Genomic DNA, 17,267 nt, shown 5'->3' with positions numbered 1-17,267 from the left:
ATCCGTGGTGACACCCAGTTTGGTGTCGAAGGTCTGCCGGCCGGGGTGCACCGCCAGGAGCAGCACGAACACCACGGCCCAGAACCCCAGCAGCCGCTCCCGCGCAGAACGCCCCGCCCCGCACCGGCTTCGAAGAGTCCGACGGCGCCCGCTGGACCACCGAGTCCGAGGAGCAGAGCTTCCTCGCAGCGGTAGATCGCGCAAGCGCCGCCGTCTCCCTCACCCGCATCGGTACGACGAAACAGGGCCGCCCGCTCCACCTCGTCCAGGTCGGCGCCCGCCACGCCCCCACCAAGGTGCTCCTCGTCTGCAGCCAGCACGGCGACGAGCCCTCCGGCCGCGAGGCGTGCCTGACCACGGTGCGCGACCTGGCGTACGCGAAGGACGCCCGGACCCGGCGCTTCCTCGACCGCACCACGGTCCTCGTCGTCCCGACCGCGAACCCCGACGGCCGGGCCGCCGACACCCGGGGCAACAGCGACGGCGTGGACATCAACCGCGACCACCTGGCACTGAGGACCGCCGAGGCCCGTGCCATGGCGAAGGTCCTCCGCGACCGGCAACCGGATGTCATCTACGACCTGCATGAGTACACCGCCACCCCGCGGTACTACGACAAGGACCTCTTCGACCTCTGGCCCCGCAACCTCAACACCGACCGGGCCGTCCACGACGAGGCCGAGACCCTGTCCCAGGCCTACGTGCGACCGGCCGCCCAGCAGGACGGCTACTCGACCGGCACGTACGGCATCTGGACCGACCCCGTCACCGGCGACCCCGTCAAGCAGGTCGCCGGCGACGGCCAGGAACGCATCCTGCGCAACATGTCCGGCGTCAAGCACGCGATCGGGCTGCTGATCGAGAGCAGGGTCGAGCCTGTCACAACAGCGGACGAGCCGACCAACAACCGGCGCCGAGTGAACTCCCAACTGTCCGCCCTCAAGGGCCTGTTCGCCTTCACCGACGACCGGCGCGCACAGATCGAGGCGGCCACGACCGAAGCCCGCCACCCCACGGACACCGGCCCCGTCTACCTCGGCGGCGCCGACAACGACCCGCCCGAACCCGCCGAGGTGATCCAGGACCCGCCCTGCGGCTACCGGCTCACCGACGCCCAGTACACGGAGGTGAAGGACGAACTCGCCCTGCACGGTGTGCGCACGAAGGGCCCCTACGTCCCGTTGAACCAGCCCCTGCGCGCCCTCGTCCCGCTGCTCCTCGACGAACGCGCCCCGTACCGCCTCACGGTGGGGCAGCCCGACACCGGCTGCTGAAGGGGCTCAGATCTGCGGCACCTGTGGTAGGTCCTGGGGAAATGTGTGAAACCCGGCGTATTCAGCGCTCCAGGGGAAGGTGCCGCAGATGACTGAAGAGCTGAAAGAGAGAGGGGGCCGGGGGTGGCCCGCGGGCGTCCTCGGCCATCAGACCGACCCGGTGGTGTTCGGAGTCACCGCGGCCATCACCGTGGCCTTCGTGATCTGGGGCTGGGCGGCCACGGACTCGCTGGAGGACGTCTCCACCACGCTGCTGAACGGCCTGATCCACAACGGCGGTTGGGCCTTCATGCTGGCCGCCTCGTGCTTCGTGGTGTTCGCCCTGTGGCTCGCGATGAGCCGCTACGGCCGCATCCACCTCGGCGCCGAGGGCGAGGAACCCGAGTTCAGGACGGTGTCCTGGGTCGCCATGATGTTCAGCGCTGGCATGGGCATCGGCCTGATGTTCTACGGCGTCAGCGAGCCGCTCTCGCACTACACGAGCCCTCCCCCGGGCACCGACCCCGCGGGCTCCGGCGAACGCATGGAGACCGCGATGGCCACCACCCTCTTCCACTGGACGCTGCACCCCTGGGCGATCTACGCGGTGGTCGGCCTCGCCATCGCCTACAGCACCTACCGCAAGCGCCGCCGCCAGACCATCAGTGCCGTCTTCACCCCGCTGATCGGCGAGAAGCACGCGAACGGCACCGCGGGCCGGGTCATCGACATCCTCGCGATCATCGCCACCATCTTCGGCTCGGCCGCCTCGCTCGGCCTCGGCGCGCTCCAGATCGGCTCAGGCTTCCGGGAGCTGGACTGGATGGACGACGTCAGCACCGGCCTCCTCGTCGCCATCATCGCCGTCCTGACCCTGGCGTTCGTCGCCTCGGCCGTCTCCGGCATCGAGCGCGGCATCCAGTGGCTGTCCAACACCAACATGGTGCTGGCGCTGGTCCTAGCGGTGTTCGTGTTCGTCGCGGGCCCCACGGTCATCGTCCTCGACCTGCTGCCCACCTCGATCTTCTCCTACCTCGGCGACCTGCCCCAGCTGGCCGGCCGCACCGAGGCCAGCGGCGGCAAGGGAGTGGCGGACTGGCTCGGCAGCTGGACCGTCTTCTACTGGGCCTGGTGGATCTCCTGGACGCCCTTCGTCGGCATGTTCATCGCCCGCATCAGCCGCGGCCGCACCATCCGCCAGTTCGTCGGCGGCGTCATCCTCGTGCCCAGTACCGTCAGCCTGGTCTGGTTCGCGATCTTCGGCGGTACGGCGATGAAGCTGAGGGAGGGCGGTGCGCTGGCCGGCGAGGAGACCCCCGAGGGCCAACTCTTCGGTCTCCTCCAGGAGTTCCCGATCGCCACCGCCACCAGCCTGCTGGTGATGATCCTTGTCGGCATCTTCTTCGTCTCGGGCGCCGACGCCGCCTCCATCGTGATGGGCACGCTCTCCCAGAAGGGCGCGCTCGAACCCGGCCGCTTCGTCGTCGTGTTCTGGGGTGTGGTGACCGGAGCGGTCGCCGCGATCATGCTGCTGGTCGGCAGCGGCCAGGGCGACGCGCTCACCGGCCTGCAGAACCTCACGATCCTCGCCGCCGCGCCGTTCGTCCTGGTGATGATCGGCATGTGCGTCGCCCTCATGCGTGACCTGCGCGCGGACCCGGTCATCGTGCGCGGCGAGATGGGCTCCGAGGCCGTGGAACTCGCGGTGATCACCGGACACCGGGAGTACGACGGCGACTTCGAGATCAAGGTCGGCCCGGGACCGGGCACCGACACCGAGGGCGACCCGCTGGGCCACGACCACGCCTGACCGCCCACCGATGTCAGGAGGCGGCGAGCCCGGCCGCCTCCTCCGCACACCCCCAGGCCACGGTCACACCCGCTCCGCCGTGCCCGTAGTTGTGCACCAGCACCCGCCCGTCGGCGAGCGGTTCCCGCTCCAGCCGTACGGCGTCCCGCGCGGGCCGGAGCCCCACCCGGTGCTCCAGGACCCGCGCCCCGGCGATCTCGGGCCGCAGCGCCGCGCATCGCCGTACGATCGCCTCCGCCACCGCCGGATCCGGCTCCGTCGACCACACGTCGTCGTCCGCCGTGCCGCCCAGCACGAGCCGCCCCGGCTGCGGGAAGAAGTACGCCATCTCGCCGTCGGGGCCGGTGGAGGTGAGCCAGGTGTGGATCCCCGGGTTCTCCACGAGGACCAACTGCCCGCGCACCGGTCGTACGGAGGGATCCGGCACCAGCTCCCGCGCGCCGAGCCCCGTGCAGTTGACCACGACCGGCGCGTCGGCTTCCGCGAAGCCGGACACCGTACGCTCCTCGATCGCACCACCCGCCGCCAGGAACCGCTCCCGCAGATAAGGGAGATGAGTCGACATGTCGATGAGCGGGAGCCTGGCCCACACGCCCGAGCCGGAGTACTCCTCGGCGGTCGACACCCGCAGCCCCGGCAACCGGGCCGCGGCCCACGCGTCGGCCTCGTCCAGGGCCGTCTCGCCCAGTACCCCTTCGACCATGCGTACGCCGGTGGCCTCGGGCCGGGTCGCCAGCTCCTCGTACACGTCGAGCGAGCGCAGCGCCCAGCCGCGCGCCGAGACCACCGGTTCGATCCGGTACGGCCACCACAGCGCGCCCGCAACCCACGAGGTGGTCCGCTCGACGGGATCCCGGGACCACACCCGCACCCGCCATCCCCGCTCCGCGAGCACCAGGGCCGTCGTCAACCCGACGACACCGCCCCCGACCACCACGACCTCACCACCGCGCGCACTGTCCACGCGGGGACGTTAGCGGAATGAGGCATGCCGTGCTCAGAGTGGTCCCGGGGCGGGAATACTCACAGCATGTCTGCCGCATACGCGACCTTTGCCCTGGCACCGGCGATGCGTGCCGGAGGAGTCCTCGCCAACGGTGACTACCAGATACACCGCGACTTCCTGGACTTCGTCGTCGAGGGCCGCCCGCTGCTCTTCCAGCTCTCCGACCTCGACGCGGTGTCCCCGCTCGCCTCGGACGTGCCGCCCGCCATCTTCACCGCCCAGGTGCGCAGCCTCCTGGGCGAGACGGACGCCCCGCTTCCGCAGGGCCGTTACGTCATCTACGGCTGCCCGGAGTGCGAGGACCTCGCCTGCGGGGCCGTCACCGCCGTCATCGAGCGGGACGGCGACGACTTCATCTGGCGGGACTTCGCCTGGCAGACCGAACCCGAGGCGGACCTGGAGCTCAACGGCTACCACGGCATAGGGCCGTTCCGCTTCCACGGCGCCGAGTACCGCGCGGCGCTCGGCTCCCTCCTCGGCAGCGAGGCCGAGGGCCCCCGCCGCCGCGTCCTGCTGATCGGAGCGCGGGTCGCGGTCCTCGCCAAGCTCGCCGCCGCCCTGCGCACCATCGGCATCGGCGCCGACATCACCCGCGAGGTCGGCGAGGTCCCGGCGGAGGAACTGCGCGGCTACGGCGCGGTCGCCTTCGGCCGCGCGGTCACCGAGCAGGAACGTGCCGCCGTCCGCGCCTCCTTCGACCGCGCGGGCGTCCAGGTCGCCTACGTCGACGGCCTCGCGCCGATCGTCCCGCTGCTCGTCGCGCAGATAGAGCACGCCCTGGACCGCAGCCCGGTCGAACAGCGCCGGCTGACCCGCCTGGTCGCCGCCGACGGCGAGGCGGGCGTCGAGGTCACCTCACCGTGCCGGGTGCGCCTCACCGCGTACCGCCTCGACCGGCTCTACCGCACCCACGCCCAGGAGGTCTTCGACGGCGTCCTGGAGGCGGGCCGCCACCGCATCGCCCTGGACGCCAAGGCGGTCCGGGGGGAGTCCTTCGTGGTGGCGCGGACCTCGGGAAGCGTGCTGGTGGAGGCGATGGCCCGCTGAGAAACCCGGAGGCCCGTCCTGTCGTACGGCCATTAGGATCGGCGGTCTGATGACTGCCACCCTCGTCGCCAAGAACCTCGCCGCCGGCCACGGCGACCGCTCCCTGTTCGGCGGGCTCGACCTCGTCGTCGCGCCCGGGGACGTGATCGGCCTGGTCGGGGCCAACGGAGCGGGCAAGTCCACGCTCCTGAAGATGCTCGCCGGACTGCTCGCGCCGGAGGAGGGCGAGCTCAGGCTCTCCCCGCCGACCGCGACCGTCGGCCACCTCCCGCAGGAACCGGAGCGCCGCCCCGGCGAGACCGTCCGCGCGTTCCTGGCCCGCCGCACCGGGGTCGCCGAGGCCCAGCGGGTGATGGACGAGGCGACCCAGGCCCTGGTCGACGGGGCACCGGGCGCGGACGACGCGTACGCCACGAGCCTTGACCGCTGGCTGAACCTCGGCGGCGCCGACCTCGACGAGCGCGCCGAGGAGGTCGCCGACTCCCTCGGCCTCGCCGTCGACCTGGACCAGCCGATGACCTCCCTGTCCGGCGGCCAGGCCGCCCGCGCGGGCCTCGCCTCCCTCCTGCTCTCCCGCTACGACGTCTTCCTCCTCGACGAGCCCACCAACGACCTCGACCTGGACGGCCTGGAGCGCCTGGAGCGGTTCGTGAAGGGCCTGCGCGCCGGGACCGTCGTCGTCAGCCACGACCGCGAGTTCCTCACCCGCACGGTCACCAAGGTCCTCGAACTCGACCTGGCCCAGGGGCAGATCAACCTCTACGGCGGCGGTTACGAGGCCTACCTGGAGGAGCGGGACGTGGCCCGCCGGCACGCCCGCGACGAGTACGAGGAGTACGCCGACAAGAGGTCCGCCCTCCAGGACCGGGCCCAGACGCAGCGGTCCTGGATGGACAAGGGCGTGAAGAACGCGCGCCGCAAGGCGGGCAACGACAACGACAAGATCGGCCGCAAGTTCCGCTCCGAGGCCAGCGAGAAGCAGGCCGCGAAGGCCCGCCAGACCCAGCGCATGATCGAGCGCCTCGATGTCGTCGAGGAGCCGCGCAAGGAGTGGGAGCTGCGGATGGAGATCGCGTCGGCCCCGCGCTCGGGCGCCGTGGTCGCGACACTCCGGGACGCCGAGGTACGTCAGGGCGACTTCGTCCTCGGCCCGGTCACCCTGCAGATCGACTGGGCGGACCGGGTGGCCGTCACCGGCGCCAACGGCGCGGGCAAGTCGACCCTCCTCGGCGCCCTGCTGGGCCGGGTCCCGCTCACCTCCGGCCAGGCGTCCCTCGGCTCGGGTGTCCTGCTCGGCGAGGTCGACCAGGCCCGGGGCCTCTTCCTCGGCGACGAGTCCCTCCTGGACGCCTTCTGCGCGGCCGTCCCCGACACCGAACCGGTCGAGGTCCGCACCCTCCTGGCCAAGTTCGGCCTCAAGTCCGACCACGTCCTGCGCCCGGCGGCGACGCTGTCACCGGGAGAGCGGACCAGGGCGGCGCTCGCCCTCCTCCAGGGCAGAGGCGTCAACCTCCTGGTCCTGGACGAGCCGACCAACCACCTCGACCTGCCGGCGATCGAACAGCTCGAATCGGCCCTGGACGCCTACGAGGGCACGCTCCTCCTGGTGACCCACGACCGGCGCATGCTGGACGCCGTTCATGTGACGCGCCGCCTGGAGGTGACGGACGGCAAGGTGACCGAGCGCTGACACCGGCTCGCCCCCACCGCCGCGCGGCCGCCATCGCCGTACGCCTGCGACCGCGTACCGGAATCTCCCGATCAGGCCCTTTCGCGCCAGGGGATGCCCTACCGTTTTGCGCCTTCGCGCAGTGCGGCGGTCGGGGGAGGGGGACGCGTGGACCCAGGGGAGCAGCGGCCCGCGGACGCGGTCGGGTACCAGGACCACGTCGACTTCCGGGGCGGCCACTTCCACGGTCCGGTGTCGGTCGGCGCCCCGTGCGGCCACGCCCCCTACGAGCCGACCGTGCTCTCCGCCCTGCCCGTCGCCCCCGCCGGGTTCACCGGACGCGAGCGCGAACTGGCCGCGCTGCTGGAGGGACTGCGACCGCCCGACGGCACCGCAGCCGCCGGCCGATCCGCGCTGTGGGCCGTGACCGGGCTCGGCGGCATGGGCAAGACGGCCCTCGCCCTCCAGGCCGCCCACCTCGCCCGCCACCACGGCTGGTTCCCCGGCGGGACCCTCTTCCTGGATCTCGGAGGCTACGACGACACCCCGGTGACGCCCGCGCAGGCCGTCGCCTCGCTGCTGTACGCCCTGGGAGTGGGCGGCGCCCACCTGCCCTCCGAGGAGATCGACCAGCACGCCCTCTACCTCAGCCGTCTCGCCACCCTCGCCGACCGGGGCAGACGGGTCCTGCTGCTGTTCGACAACGTCTGCGAGGCCGCTCAGCTCCCGCCGCTGCTGCCCGGCAGCGCCGAGCACCGTGTCGTGTTCACCTCACGGGAGTCCCATCCCTCGCTGCCCGCCCGGGAACTGTCGCTAGGCCCGCTGAGCCCGGGCGACTCCGCCGCGCTCGTCACCGAGGCGCTGCGGCTGCGGGACACCGGGGACGACCGGCTGGACCGGGAGGCCGAGTCGCTCGGCGAACTCACGGGACTGTGCGGTCACATGCCTCTGGCCCTCCAGATCGCGGCCGCCCTGCTGAGGCACCGCCGCTCCCGCGGCCGGGTCGCCACCCTCGTCGCCGAACTCCGCTCCGGGACCCGCCGCACGGAGACCCTGCGCAGCCGGGGCGTCGACCAGTACGGCAGACCGCTCGCGCTCGGCCCCGTGCTGGAGGCGTCGCTGCGCCGGCTGCCCGACGACCGTGCCCGGGCCCTCGGCCTGCTGGCCCGGATGCCGTGCGCCGACTACGACACCCAGACCGCGGCGGTGATCACCGATCTGCCCCGGGCGACGGCCCTGGACCTGCTGGACGACCTCGCCTGCGCGCATCTAGTGACGCGCGGACAGGGCGACGACGAGTCCCGGGAGCGCTGGAGCATCCACGACCTCGTCCGCAGCCACGCCTCGGGCGGCGGAGTGTGCGACCCGCAGCTCACGAGGGCCGCCGACCGGGCCCGGACGCGGGTACGCGAACACCTGCGCCGGCAGGCCGAGTCGAGCGACGGCAACATGCCCGCCCCGGTGCACGACCCGTCCCCGGCAGCCGTCGCCCGCCGTGACGCGGCGCTCGCCTGGTTCGACAGCGAACGCGCCAACCTGGTGGCCCTCGTCGTCCAGGGGCCGGACGAGCAGGACCGGGAGGACCGGGTCGCCCTCGCGCGGCACCTCGCCGGATACCTGCGCTGGCGCCGGTTCTTCGCGGACTGGATCGCCGTCGCCCGGACCGCATGCACGCTCGCGCGCGATCTCGGCGACGAGCGCGCCGAGGCCACCGCCTGCAACCACCTCGGCGACGCGCTCTTCCGCGGCGGACGCCCCGACGAGGCGGTGGCACCCCTCACCCACGCGACCCGCCTCTTCCGGCACATCGGCGACCCCACGGGAGAGGGCATGGCCTGGAACAGCCTGGGCAACGCGCAGCGCCGGTCCGGGGCGCTCGACCTGTCCCGCGCCACCCACCTGCGCGCCCGTGACCGGTTCCGGGAACTGGGCGACCGGTGGAACGAGGGCCGCGCCCAGCACAACTTCGGGCTCGCCCTGGACGCCGCCGGCCGGCACGCCGAGGCGGCCGTCGCCTTCCGCCGGGCCTGCGGCCTGCACCGCGGGCGCGACCGGATCTACTACGGCGACTCCCTGAACAGCCTCGGCTATGCCCTGTACCTGGCGGGCGAGGCGGAGGAGGCGATCACCGCCCTGCGTGAGGCGCTGCGGATCCGCCAGGAGTACGACAACTGGTACGCGACCGGACTCGCCGGGTCCAACCTCGCCCTGGCCCTGGAGTCCGCCGGCCTGCACACCGAGGCGGCCGCGGCCCGCGCCGTGGCCGACGAGGCCTGCGCCCGGGCCGGTACCCGGGCGGAGGTCTACGGCCACCACCACTGACGGGCCCCGGGGACCCCTCGACCACCGAGGAGACCCCGTGGGCACGTCTTGGACGCGTCAGCGCTTCTTCGGGTCCAGCAGGCCCGCCTTGCGCAACGCGTCGGCCATCGCGCTGTTGGCCGGAGCCGGGGCCTGCGTCTTGCGGGCACCCCCGCCGCCGCCCCCGCCACGGTTCTGACGCTGCTGCGGCGGCCGTCCGCCCCGCTGGCGTCGCTCACCGCCGCCCCCGCCCTGCTGCCCCTCCTGCGGAGCCGCCTCGTCGTCCAGCCGCAGCGTCAGCGAGATCCGCTTGCGCGGGATGTCGACGTCGAGCACCTTCACCTTGACGATGTCGCCGGGCTTCACCACGTCACGGGGGTCCTTCACGAACGTCTTCGACAGCGCGGAGACATGCGCCAGCCCGTCCTGGTGGACACCGACGTCGATGAACGCCCCGAAGGCCGCCACGTTCGTCACGACCCCCTCCAGCACCATCCCGGAGACCAGGTCGGCGATCTTCTCGACGCCCTCCTTGAAGGTGGCCGTCTTGAACGCGGGCCGCGGGTCGCGCCCCGGCTTCTCCAGCTCCTTGAGGATGTCGGTGACCGTCGGCAGACCGAACGTCTCGTCCACGAAGTCCTGCGGCCGCAGCGAGCGCAGCACGCCGGTGTTGCCGATGAGGGACGCCACCTCCTGCCCCGCCGTCTTCACCATGCGCCGCACCACCGGGTACGCCTCGGGGTGCACGCTGGAGGAGTCCAACGGGTCGCTGCCGCCGCGGATCCGCAGGAAGCCCGCACACTGCTCGTACGCCTTGGGACCCAGCCGGGCCACCTTCTTCAGCTCCGTACGCGAACCGAAGGGACCGTTGGCGTCGCGGTGCGCCACGATGTTCTCCGCGAGACCCGAGGTGATCCCGGAGACCCGGGAGAGCAGCGGGGCGGAGGCGGTGTTCACGTCCACGCCCACGCCGTTCACACAGTCCTCCACCACCGCGTCCAGCGAGCGCGACAGCTTCACCTCGGACAGGTCGTGCTGGTACTGGCCGACGCCGATCGACTTCGGGTCGATCTTCACCAGCTCGGCGAGCGGGTCCTGGAGCCGGCGGGCGATGGAGACCGCCCCGCGCAGCGACACGTCCATGTCCGGCAGCTCCTGCGAGGCGAACGCGGAGGCGGAGTACACCGAGGCGCCCGCCTCGGACACCATCACCTTCGTGAGCTTCAACTCCGGGTGCTTGGTGATGAGTTCACCGGCGAGCTTGTCGGTCTCGCGGGACGCAGTGCCGTTGCCGATCGCGACCAGCTCGACCGCGTGCTGCTTGGTCAGCCGCGCCAGCTTGGCGATCGCCTCGTCCCACTTGTTGGCCGGGACGTGCGGGTAGATGACGTCGGTGGCGACGACCTTGCCGGTCGCGTCGACCACGGCGACCTTCACACCCGTACGGAAGCCCGGGTCGAGGCCGAGCGTCGCGCGCGTGCCCGCCGGGGCGGCGAGCAGCAGGTCCCGGAGGTTCGCCGCGAAGACGTTGACCGCCTCGTCCTCGGCGGCCGTGCGCAGCCTGAGGCGCAGGTCGATGCCGAGGTGCACCAGGATGCGGGTCCGCCAGGCCCAACGGACCGTGTCCGTCAGCCACTTGTCGCCGGGACGGCCGCGGTCGGCGATCCCGAACCGCGCGGCGACGATCCCCTCGTACGAGGAGGGACCGGGCTGCTCGGACGGCTCCTCCGGCTCCAGGACGAGGTCCAGGACCTCCTCCTTCTCGCCGCGCAGCATCGCCAGGATGCGGTGCGAGGGCAGGTCCGTGAAGGGCTCGGCGAAGTCGAAGTAGTCGGCGAACTTCGCGCCCGCCTCCTCCTTGCCGTCGCGCACCTTGGCGGCGAGCCGCCCGCGCACCCACATGCGCTCGCGCAGCTCGCCGATCAGGTCGGCGTCCTCGGAGAACCGTTCGGTGAGGATCGCGCGGGCGCCGTCGAGGGCGGCCTGCGGATCGGGCACGCCCTTGTCGGCGTCCACGAAGGCGCTCGCCGCGGCGTGCGGGGCGACGCCCGGATCGCCCAACAGGCCCTCGGCGAGCGGCTCCAGACCGGCCTCGCGGGCGATCTGCGCCTTGGTGCGCCGCTTCGGCTTGAACGGGAGGTAGATGTCCTCCAGGCGCGCCTTGGTCTCCGCGCCCCGGATCTGCGCCTCCAGCTCCTCGGTGAGCTTGCCCTGCTCGCGCACCGAGTCGAGGATCGCCGTCCGCCGCTCCTCCAGCTCCCGCAGATAGCGCAGCCGCTCCTCGAGCGTGCGCAACTGCGCGTCGTCGAGCATCTCGGTCGCTTCCTTGCGGTAGCGGGCGATGAAGGGGACCGTGGAACCGCCGTCGAGCAGTTCCACGGCGGCCTTGACCTGCCGCTCCCGTACGCCGAGCTCCTCGGCGATCCTGCCTTCGATGGACCCTGGGTGGGTGGACCCGCTGGACCCGGGTGTCGTCACGATCCCGTACCGCCTTCTCACTGAGGTTGCGCGGCAATTGTGGCAGGCGGCACCGACATCCGGGGATCAGGGCACGGGCATCAGGCCCTGCGGCTGCGTGTCGAGCCCGAAGCGCCGCCGAAGAGCCGGGCCAGCGCCCGGAAGGGCAGCGTCACGACGGTCGCGATGGCGCCACCGATCTGTCGCAGTACGTCTGCGATCGCGCGGAACATGGACGTCTCCCTTTCCTCGTTTTCCTCCTCCCGGCCACGGTGACCGGGAGAGGGACGGGTACCTCCGGGACGGCCGGGCAATCTTCGCCGGATCCCGGCGCGCCCCGCGGCGGTCCTCAGCCCTTGCCGATCAGGTCCGCCGGGAAGGCGCCGGCGGCGAGCGCGGTCCGTGCGAACGCCGTCCCGAGCTTCGTCAGCCGTGCCACGTCCTCGGCGCCGAGGTGCTCGTAGGGGGCCCGGTCCAGCCGGTCGGTCTCTGTCTCGATCTCCTCCCGCAGCGCGACGCCCCGCTCGGTCAGCTCGCCGTCGGCGCCGAGCAGTCCCCGCTCCCGGAGCCGTCCGGCGGTCGCGTCCCACTCCTCGCGCGTCCACCCGCGCGTGGTGAACACCCAGGACGGCGTCATGCCCTTGCCCGTCGCCGTGTGGGTGACCACGGCCTCCAGACCGTCGAGCCCGGCGGACATCAGGACGGCCAGATGACCGTCGCCGCGGTGCTCCCGCAGCAGCGTCGTCGCGTGCCAGAACGCCAGGTGCGGTTCCTCGGGCACCGGCAGGTCGGCGTGCGCCGCGTACAGGGGGCGCGCGGAGCGCGAGCACGCCTCGGTGGCCCGCAGCGCGAGCCGTGCGGCCTCGGCCATCTCGTCGGACGCCAGGGCCTCCTTGCCGAGCAGCCGGGTCAGGTTCGCGTCCACGGCACGCACGCGTGCCGCCAGTACCTGCTCGGGCGACGCGGTCCGCCACACCGCGGGAACGTGCTCGGCCACCAGCTCGTACTTGAAGTTGTAGAAGGCCGCCGCCACCGCACCGGGACCGACCGCCCCCAGCGCGGCCGACCGCACCGCGAAGTTGACGGCCCTCGGATGGGTGACACCGATCGCGGCCAGTTCCGTGCCCAGGTCGGGGGAGAAGTAGTGCGCGGAGTGCAGGGAGTTGAGGCGGTGGTGACAGCGGCGGCCGGCGCGCGGCTCCAGGGCTGCAGTAGTCATGGGGGCAGGTTACCGACCGCTTGGTATCCGATTCGAGGGTGCGTCGCGCAGGGCAGGAAAGGTGGGGTCCTCGTCATTGCTGCCATGAGGCGGCTCCCGAAGAATCGAGGGCATGGCGCAGCGAACCGTTCTCGTCGTCCTCTTCGACGACGTCCAGAGTCTTGACGTCAGCGGCCCGGTGGAGGTCTTCAACGGCGCCGAACTGCACCGCCCGGGCACCTACCGCATCCGCACCGCCTCCCCGGACGGCCGTCCCGTGCGCACCTCCAGCGGCCTCACCCTGGTCCCGGACCACGCGCTCGCCGACGCCCCGCCCGCCCACACCCTGCTGGTCCCGGGCGGCGCGGGCACCCGGCGCCCGGACCCACGGGTCCTCGCCTGGCTGGGCGAGCACGGACCGCGCGCCGAGCGCCTGGTCTCCGTGTGCACCGGCGCGCTCCTGCTGGCCGAGGCGGGCCTGCTGGACGGCCGCCGGGTGACCAGCCACTGGTCGGTCTGCGACAAGCTCGCCCGCGAGCATCCGGCCGTCGAGGTCGACCCGGACCCCATCTACGTCCGCGACGGCAGGCTGGCCACCTCCGCCGGCGTCACCTCCGGCATCGACCTCGCCCTCGCACTGGTCGAGGAGGACGCCGGGCGCGAGGTCGCCCTGTCGATCGCCCGCCACCTGGTCGTCTTCCTGCGCAGGCCGGGCAACCAGGCCCAGTTCAGCGCCCAGCTCGCCGCGCAGACGGCCCAGCGCGAGCCGTTGCGCGAGGTCCAGCAGTGGATCACGGAGCATCCGGCCGACGACCTCTCGGTGGAGACGCTGGCCGCCCGCGCCAGCCTCTCGCCCCGCCACTTCGCCCGCGCCTTCCAGACCGAGACGGGCATGACACCGGGCCGGTACGTCGACCGGGTCCGCCTGGAGCACGCCCGCCGCCTCCTGGAGGACACCGCCGACGGCGTCGAGGAGATCTCCAGGGCCTGCGGCTACGGCACCCCGGAGGCCATGCGCCGCGCCTTCGTCAGGACCCTCGGCGCGGCCCCGGCCGAGTACCGGCGCCGGTTCCGGCCGACACCGGCCCACTGAACACCCGTAACCGAACCGCCAGAAGCAGACCCAAGGGGGAACCATGCAGTTCGCGATCGTCCTCTACGACCGTTTCACCGCCCTCGACGCGGTCGGGCCGTACGAGACCCTCGGCCGGCTACCGGACTCCGAGGTCGTCTTCGTGGCGGAGGAGACCGGCCCCGTGCGTACCGACAGCGGCAGCCTCGCCCTCGTCGCCGACAGGACCTTCGCCGAGGTGCCGAGCCCGGACGTCGTGGTCGTGCCGGGCGGCCCCGGCCAGACCCCGCAGATGACCAATGGGGCGCTCCTCGACTGGATCCGCGCCGCCGACGCCACCAGCACCTGGACGACGTCCGTGTGCACCGGCTCCCTGCTGCTCGCCGCCGCGGGGCTCCTGGAGGGGCGCCGGGCGACCTCCCATTGGCTGGCCCTCGACGAGCTGAAGAGGTTCGGCGTGGAGCCGACGGGGGAGCGGGTGGTGGTCGACGGCAAGTACGTCACCGCGGCCGGTGTCTCCTCCGGCATCGACATGGGGCTCGCCCTGCTCGGCCGCCTCTCGGGCGACTTCGTCGCCCAGGCCGTACAACTGGGCATCGAGTACGACCCGCAGCCGCCCTACGACGCCGGGTCCCCCGAGAAGGCGCCCGCGGACGTCGTCGAACTGATCCGGTCGATGAGCCGGTTCATCCTGGGCCAGGAACCGACCACGTGAAGTGCGGCCGGCGGCGCTCCAGGAACGCGGCGACGCCCTCGGCCGTGTCGCCGCTCGCGCGCATCTGCTCGCGCCAGTAGGGCTCGCGGTCGGTGCGCCCGTCGGCGTACTCCTTCGCCGCGGCCTGCGTCAGCTGCGAGCGCGCGGCGAGGATCCGGGTGAACTCGGCGACCCGCTTGCCGAGTTCGCCCTCCGGCAGCACCTCGTCGACCAGGCCCGTGCGCAGCGCCCGCCCGGCGTCGATCAACTCGCCCGAGAAGAGCAGGTACTTGGCGGTGGCCGGACCGACCAGCGAGGTCAACCGCCGCGTGGAGGAGGCCGGGTAGACGATCCCGAGCTTCGCCGGGGTGATGCCGAACAGCGCGTCCTCCTCGGCGAACCGCAGATCGCAGGCGGCCGCCAGCTGCGAGCCACCGCCGACGCAGTGCCCCCGGACGGCCGCCAGCGTCGGCTTCGGGAACGCCGCGAGGGCCTCCTCGGCGGCCACCGCGAGCCCCTGCGCCTCCTCCGGCGACCCCTGGAGCGTCGAGATGTCGGCACCGGCGCAGAAGGTCCCGCCCTCCCCGGTCAGTACGAGAACCCGTACGCCAGGGTCTGCGGCCCATGTCGCCAGCAGCGGCGGCAGCGCCCGCCACATCGCGGCCGTCATGGCGTTGCGCTTGGCCGGATGGCGGATCACCACGGTGGCGACCGAGTCGGTGACGGTGTGCAGCAGCTGGGGCTCCATGGGCCGGATGCTAGCCGCCGCCTGCGCCTTCCGGCCGGGGCGGGGTGTTACGACGTGCCAGGTCGTGGGGACAAGACGTAGGGAGAGGGGGGACTGGCCGACCCGGAGGAGGTCCTGATGGCCCGGTCCACCAAGCCGCACCGCGAGGCGGCGAAACTGCAGCGGGGCTTCGGCGTGCTGGCCGCGCTCGGCGTCGTCCTGGTCCTGGCCGGGCTCGTCGGGCTCGTGTACACCGGCGTCGCCACGCTCACCTCGATGCTCCTGTTCGGCTGGCTGCTGCTGATCGGCGGGCTCGTCGGCCTGGCGCACGCCGTGCAGGCCCGCGACTCCAACTTCTTCTGGCTCGGCGTCGTGGTCGCCGCCCTGAACCTCGCGGCCGGGGTCGTCGTGATCGGACGCCCCGAGGCGGCGGCCGCGGCGCTGACCATGTTCGCGGCGCTGCTGTTCCTGACCGGCGGGGTGTTCCGGCTGGCCGGGAGCCTGGTGGTGCGCGGCCCCCAGTTCGGCTGGACGCTCGTCCAGGGCGCCTTCGGCCTGCTGCTGGGCATCCTCGTACTGGCGTCCTGGCCGAGCAGCAGCAAGTACGTGATCGGCTGCTTCTTCTCGCTGGCGCTGCTCTTCGACGGCCTGGGCCTGATGGCCACCGGCTTCGGCGGGCGTCGGATCATCGGAATGGTCGCCGGACAGCAAGAAAGCGCCACCAAAACGGCACCACCCGAATAGTTCGGGAAGTCGCTGGTCACAAGCGCTCGATATCCGCTGACTTCTGTTCAGGCAACCGGAGCGGAGCGACCCGTTACCAACACTCGACGTGTGGTGACAATCGAGCGTGAGGGTGGCGACCGAACGATGGAGAACCACGGGCGCGGGTCCCCGGTGACACCGGAGCCGCTGCCCTACGAGGGCGTGTGGCGGTTCACCGCTCCCGCCGTCGAGGCCTCGGTCCCGCAGGCCCGGCACGCCGTGCGGGACCTGCTGTACCGCCAGGGGGTGCCGGTCTCGGACGACCTCGTCCAGGGGCTCCTGCTGATCGTCTCCGAGCTGGTCACGAACGCCGTACGGCATGCGGCACTGCTGTCGCCGATGCTCGCCGTGGAGGTCGCCGTCGGCGCGGAGTGGGTGCGGGTGTCCGTCGAGGACAACCACCCCTACCGCCCGACCGCCCTGGACCACCCCCACAGCCCGACCGGCGGCCGGGGACTGCTGCTGGTACGCGAGGTGACCCGGGAGGCGGGCGGGACCTGCGACGTCGAGCACACCTCCAGCGGCGGGAAGGTGATCTGGGCCGCCCTGCCGCTGGAGGCCGTACGGCCGCTCTGACTCAGGTCACCAGCCCGCGGCCGGTCCCGTCAGCTCCCGGACCGCCGGGCGCGCCGCGTCGAGGACGGTCATGAACCAGGCCGAGAAGGTGTCCTTGAGGTGCCGCTCCGTCAGCTCGTCCGGGGTCACGAACGCCGTCGCGCCGACCTCCTCCGGGTCCGGCCGCAGGGCCGACTGCACCAGGCCGACGAAGAGGTGGTTGTACTCCTGCTCGACCAGCCCGGAGTCCGGGTCCGGGTGGTTGTAGCGGACCGTGCCCGCCTCGGCGAGCAGGGTCGGGGAGACCCCCAGCTCCTCGTACGTCCGCCGGGCGGCCGCCGCGAACGGCGACTCGCCGGGGTAGGGGTGGCCGCAGCAGGTGTTGGACCAGACCCCGGGGGAGTGGTACTTGCCGAGCGCCCGCTGCTGCAGGAGCAGCCGGCCCCGCTCGTCGAAGAGGAACACCGAGAAGGCCCGGTGCAGCCGGCCCGGTGGCTGATGGGCGGCGAGTTTCTCCTCGGTGCCGATCGTCACGCCGTTCTCGTCGACCAGTTCCAGCAGGATCGCTTCCGTGGCACCGTTCGACGGGATCTGCGTCGTGGTGGCAGGTGTGATCGGCATACCCATCCTTCGCGTCGGTCTTCGCGCCCCAAGTGTGCCGTACGAATCCGGCACTCCCGGCAGGTGATCGTGCCCAGCGCGGCGGACACGGA

At 72.5% G+C, this 17,267-nt stretch carries 14 protein-coding genes and 1 pseudogene; 9 read left to right on the top strand and 6 right to left on the bottom strand.

Annotated features, from left to right (window positions below; genetic code table 11):
• Positions 1-101: 101 nt before the first annotated feature.
• Together ABZ896_RS09810 and ABZ896_RS09805 are read left to right on the top strand one after the other, a co-directional pair.
• Positions 102-1,274, top strand: a pseudogene (locus ABZ896_RS09810) (M14 family metallocarboxypeptidase); the annotation flags it as partial.
• Between the two features lie 88 nt (positions 1,275-1,362).
• Positions 1,363-3,063 (top strand): BCCT family transporter, encoded by a 1,701-nt coding sequence (locus ABZ896_RS09805; RefSeq protein WP_360924694.1) that lies wholly within the window; start codon positions 1,363-1,365, stop codon positions 3,061-3,063.
• A gap of 13 nt (positions 3,064-3,076) precedes the next feature.
• Here ABZ896_RS09805 and ABZ896_RS09800 read toward each other — a convergent pair whose 3' ends face one another.
• Positions 3,077-4,027, bottom strand: coding sequence for an FAD-dependent oxidoreductase (locus tag ABZ896_RS09800; protein ID WP_360924691.1), 951 nt, complete (start codon positions 4,025-4,027; stop codon positions 3,077-3,079).
• Between the two features lie 66 nt (positions 4,028-4,093).
• Here ABZ896_RS09800 and ABZ896_RS09795 point away from each other — a divergent pair, with 66 nt between their 5' ends.
• The 3 genes from ABZ896_RS09795 (at position 4,094) to ABZ896_RS09785 (ending at position 9,107) form a co-directional block, all read left to right on the top strand.
• Complete coding sequence (locus ABZ896_RS09795; RefSeq protein WP_360924688.1) at positions 4,094-5,116, top strand: oxidoreductase; 1,023 nt, start codon at positions 4,094-4,096, stop codon at positions 5,114-5,116.
• 49 nt (positions 5,117-5,165) lie between these two features.
• The gene (locus ABZ896_RS09790) at positions 5,166-6,806 is read left to right on the top strand and encodes an ABC-F family ATP-binding cassette domain-containing protein (RefSeq protein WP_360924685.1); all 1,641 of its coding nucleotides are present in this window, start codon (positions 5,166-5,168) and stop codon (positions 6,804-6,806) included.
• 147 nt (positions 6,807-6,953) lie between these two features.
• A complete protein-coding gene (locus ABZ896_RS09785; protein ID WP_360924682.1) occupies positions 6,954-9,107 on the top strand; it encodes a tetratricopeptide repeat protein in 2,154 nt (717 codons plus the stop codon).
• A 57-nt stretch (positions 9,108-9,164) separates the two neighbouring features.
• On the opposite strand, the gene ABZ896_RS09780 is transcribed toward ABZ896_RS09785, so the two are convergent.
• From ABZ896_RS09780 to ABZ896_RS09770, 3 genes are all read right to left on the bottom strand, one after another.
• The gene (locus ABZ896_RS09780; RefSeq protein WP_360924679.1) at positions 9,165-11,564 is read right to left on the bottom strand and encodes a Tex family protein; all 2,400 of its coding nucleotides are present in this window, start codon (positions 11,562-11,564) and stop codon (positions 9,165-9,167) included.
• Between the two features lie 80 nt (positions 11,565-11,644).
• Positions 11,645-11,776 (bottom strand): LPFR motif small protein, encoded by a 132-nt coding sequence (locus ABZ896_RS09775; RefSeq protein WP_252100555.1) that lies wholly within the window; start codon positions 11,774-11,776, stop codon positions 11,645-11,647.
• A 116-nt stretch (positions 11,777-11,892) separates the two neighbouring features.
• On the bottom strand, positions 11,893-12,762 hold the full coding sequence (locus ABZ896_RS09770; RefSeq protein WP_360924676.1) for a hypothetical protein: 870 nt from the start codon (positions 12,760-12,762) through the stop codon (positions 11,893-11,895).
• A gap of 112 nt (positions 12,763-12,874) precedes the next feature.
• On the opposite strand from ABZ896_RS09770, the gene ABZ896_RS09765 reads away from it, so the two are divergent.
• The gene (locus tag ABZ896_RS09765) at positions 12,875-13,834 is read left to right on the top strand and encodes a GlxA family transcriptional regulator (RefSeq protein WP_360924673.1); all 960 of its coding nucleotides are present in this window, start codon (positions 12,875-12,877) and stop codon (positions 13,832-13,834) included.
• A 43-nt stretch (positions 13,835-13,877) separates the two neighbouring features.
• Entirely contained in the window at positions 13,878-14,528 is a 651-nt protein-coding gene (locus tag ABZ896_RS09760) for a DJ-1/PfpI family protein (protein ID WP_360924670.1), read from the top strand.
• Here ABZ896_RS09760 and ABZ896_RS09755 read toward each other — a convergent pair.
• Positions 14,500-15,255 carry an enoyl-CoA hydratase/isomerase family protein gene (locus tag ABZ896_RS09755; RefSeq protein ID WP_360924667.1) on the bottom strand — a complete coding sequence of 252 codons (756 nt, stop codon included), beginning with the start codon at positions 15,253-15,255 and terminating at the stop codon, positions 14,500-14,502. The genes ABZ896_RS09760 and ABZ896_RS09755 overlap by 29 nt on opposite strands.
• Positions 15,256-15,372: 117 nt before the next feature.
• On the opposite strand from ABZ896_RS09755, the gene ABZ896_RS09750 reads away from it, so the two are divergent.
• A complete protein-coding gene (locus ABZ896_RS09750; RefSeq protein WP_360924665.1) occupies positions 15,373-15,978 on the top strand; it encodes a DUF308 domain-containing protein in 606 nt (201 codons plus the stop codon).
• Positions 15,979-16,104: 126 nt separating this feature from the next.
• The gene (locus ABZ896_RS09745) at positions 16,105-16,575 is read left to right on the top strand and encodes an ATP-binding protein (protein ID WP_360924662.1); all 471 of its coding nucleotides are present in this window, start codon (positions 16,105-16,107) and stop codon (positions 16,573-16,575) included.
• A 6-nt stretch (positions 16,576-16,581) separates the two neighbouring features.
• Here ABZ896_RS09745 and idi read toward each other — a convergent pair whose 3' ends face one another.
• Positions 16,582-17,175 (bottom strand): isopentenyl-diphosphate Delta-isomerase, encoded by a 594-nt coding sequence (gene idi / locus ABZ896_RS09740; RefSeq protein WP_360924659.1) that lies wholly within the window; start codon positions 17,173-17,175, stop codon positions 16,582-16,584.
• Positions 17,176-17,267: the final 92 nt, after the last annotated feature.

It is taken from the genome of Streptomyces sp. NPDC047072 (genome assembly GCF_040643855.1).
In the GTDB taxonomy this organism is placed as follows: domain Bacteria; phylum Actinomycetota; class Actinomycetes; order Streptomycetales; family Streptomycetaceae; genus Streptomyces.
This window is presented reverse-complemented; position numbering and strand designations above follow the sequence as displayed.

Bases quoted from the DNA above. Each gene is read 5' to 3' on its own strand.
- ABZ896_RS09805 (WP_360924694.1), top strand. From the start codon at position 1,363: ATGACTGAAGAGCTGAAAGAGAGAGGGGGCCGGGGGTGGCCCGCGGGC.
- ABZ896_RS09795 (WP_360924688.1), top strand. From the start codon at position 4,094: ATGTCTGCCGCATACGCGACCTTTGCCCTGGCACCGGCGATGCGTGCC.
- ABZ896_RS09790 (WP_360924685.1), top strand. From the start codon at position 5,166: ATGACTGCCACCCTCGTCGCCAAGAACCTCGCCGCCGGCCACGGCGAC.
- ABZ896_RS09775 (WP_252100555.1), bottom strand. From the start codon at position 11,776: ATGTTCCGCGCGATCGCAGACGTACTGCGACAGATCGGTGGCGCCATC.
- ABZ896_RS09770 (WP_360924676.1), bottom strand. From the start codon at position 12,762: ATGACTACTGCAGCCCTGGAGCCGCGCGCCGGCCGCCGCTGTCACCAC.
- ABZ896_RS09765 (WP_360924673.1), top strand. From the start codon at position 12,875: ATGGCGCAGCGAACCGTTCTCGTCGTCCTCTTCGACGACGTCCAGAGT.
- ABZ896_RS09760 (WP_360924670.1), top strand. From the start codon at position 13,878: ATGCAGTTCGCGATCGTCCTCTACGACCGTTTCACCGCCCTCGACGCG.
- ABZ896_RS09755 (WP_360924667.1), bottom strand. From the start codon at position 15,255: ATGGAGCCCCAGCTGCTGCACACCGTCACCGACTCGGTCGCCACCGTG.
- ABZ896_RS09750 (WP_360924665.1), top strand. From the start codon at position 15,373: ATGGCCCGGTCCACCAAGCCGCACCGCGAGGCGGCGAAACTGCAGCGG.
- ABZ896_RS09745 (WP_360924662.1), top strand. From the start codon at position 16,105: ATGGAGAACCACGGGCGCGGGTCCCCGGTGACACCGGAGCCGCTGCCC.
- idi (WP_360924659.1), bottom strand. From the start codon at position 17,175: ATGCCGATCACACCTGCCACCACGACGCAGATCCCGTCGAACGGTGCC.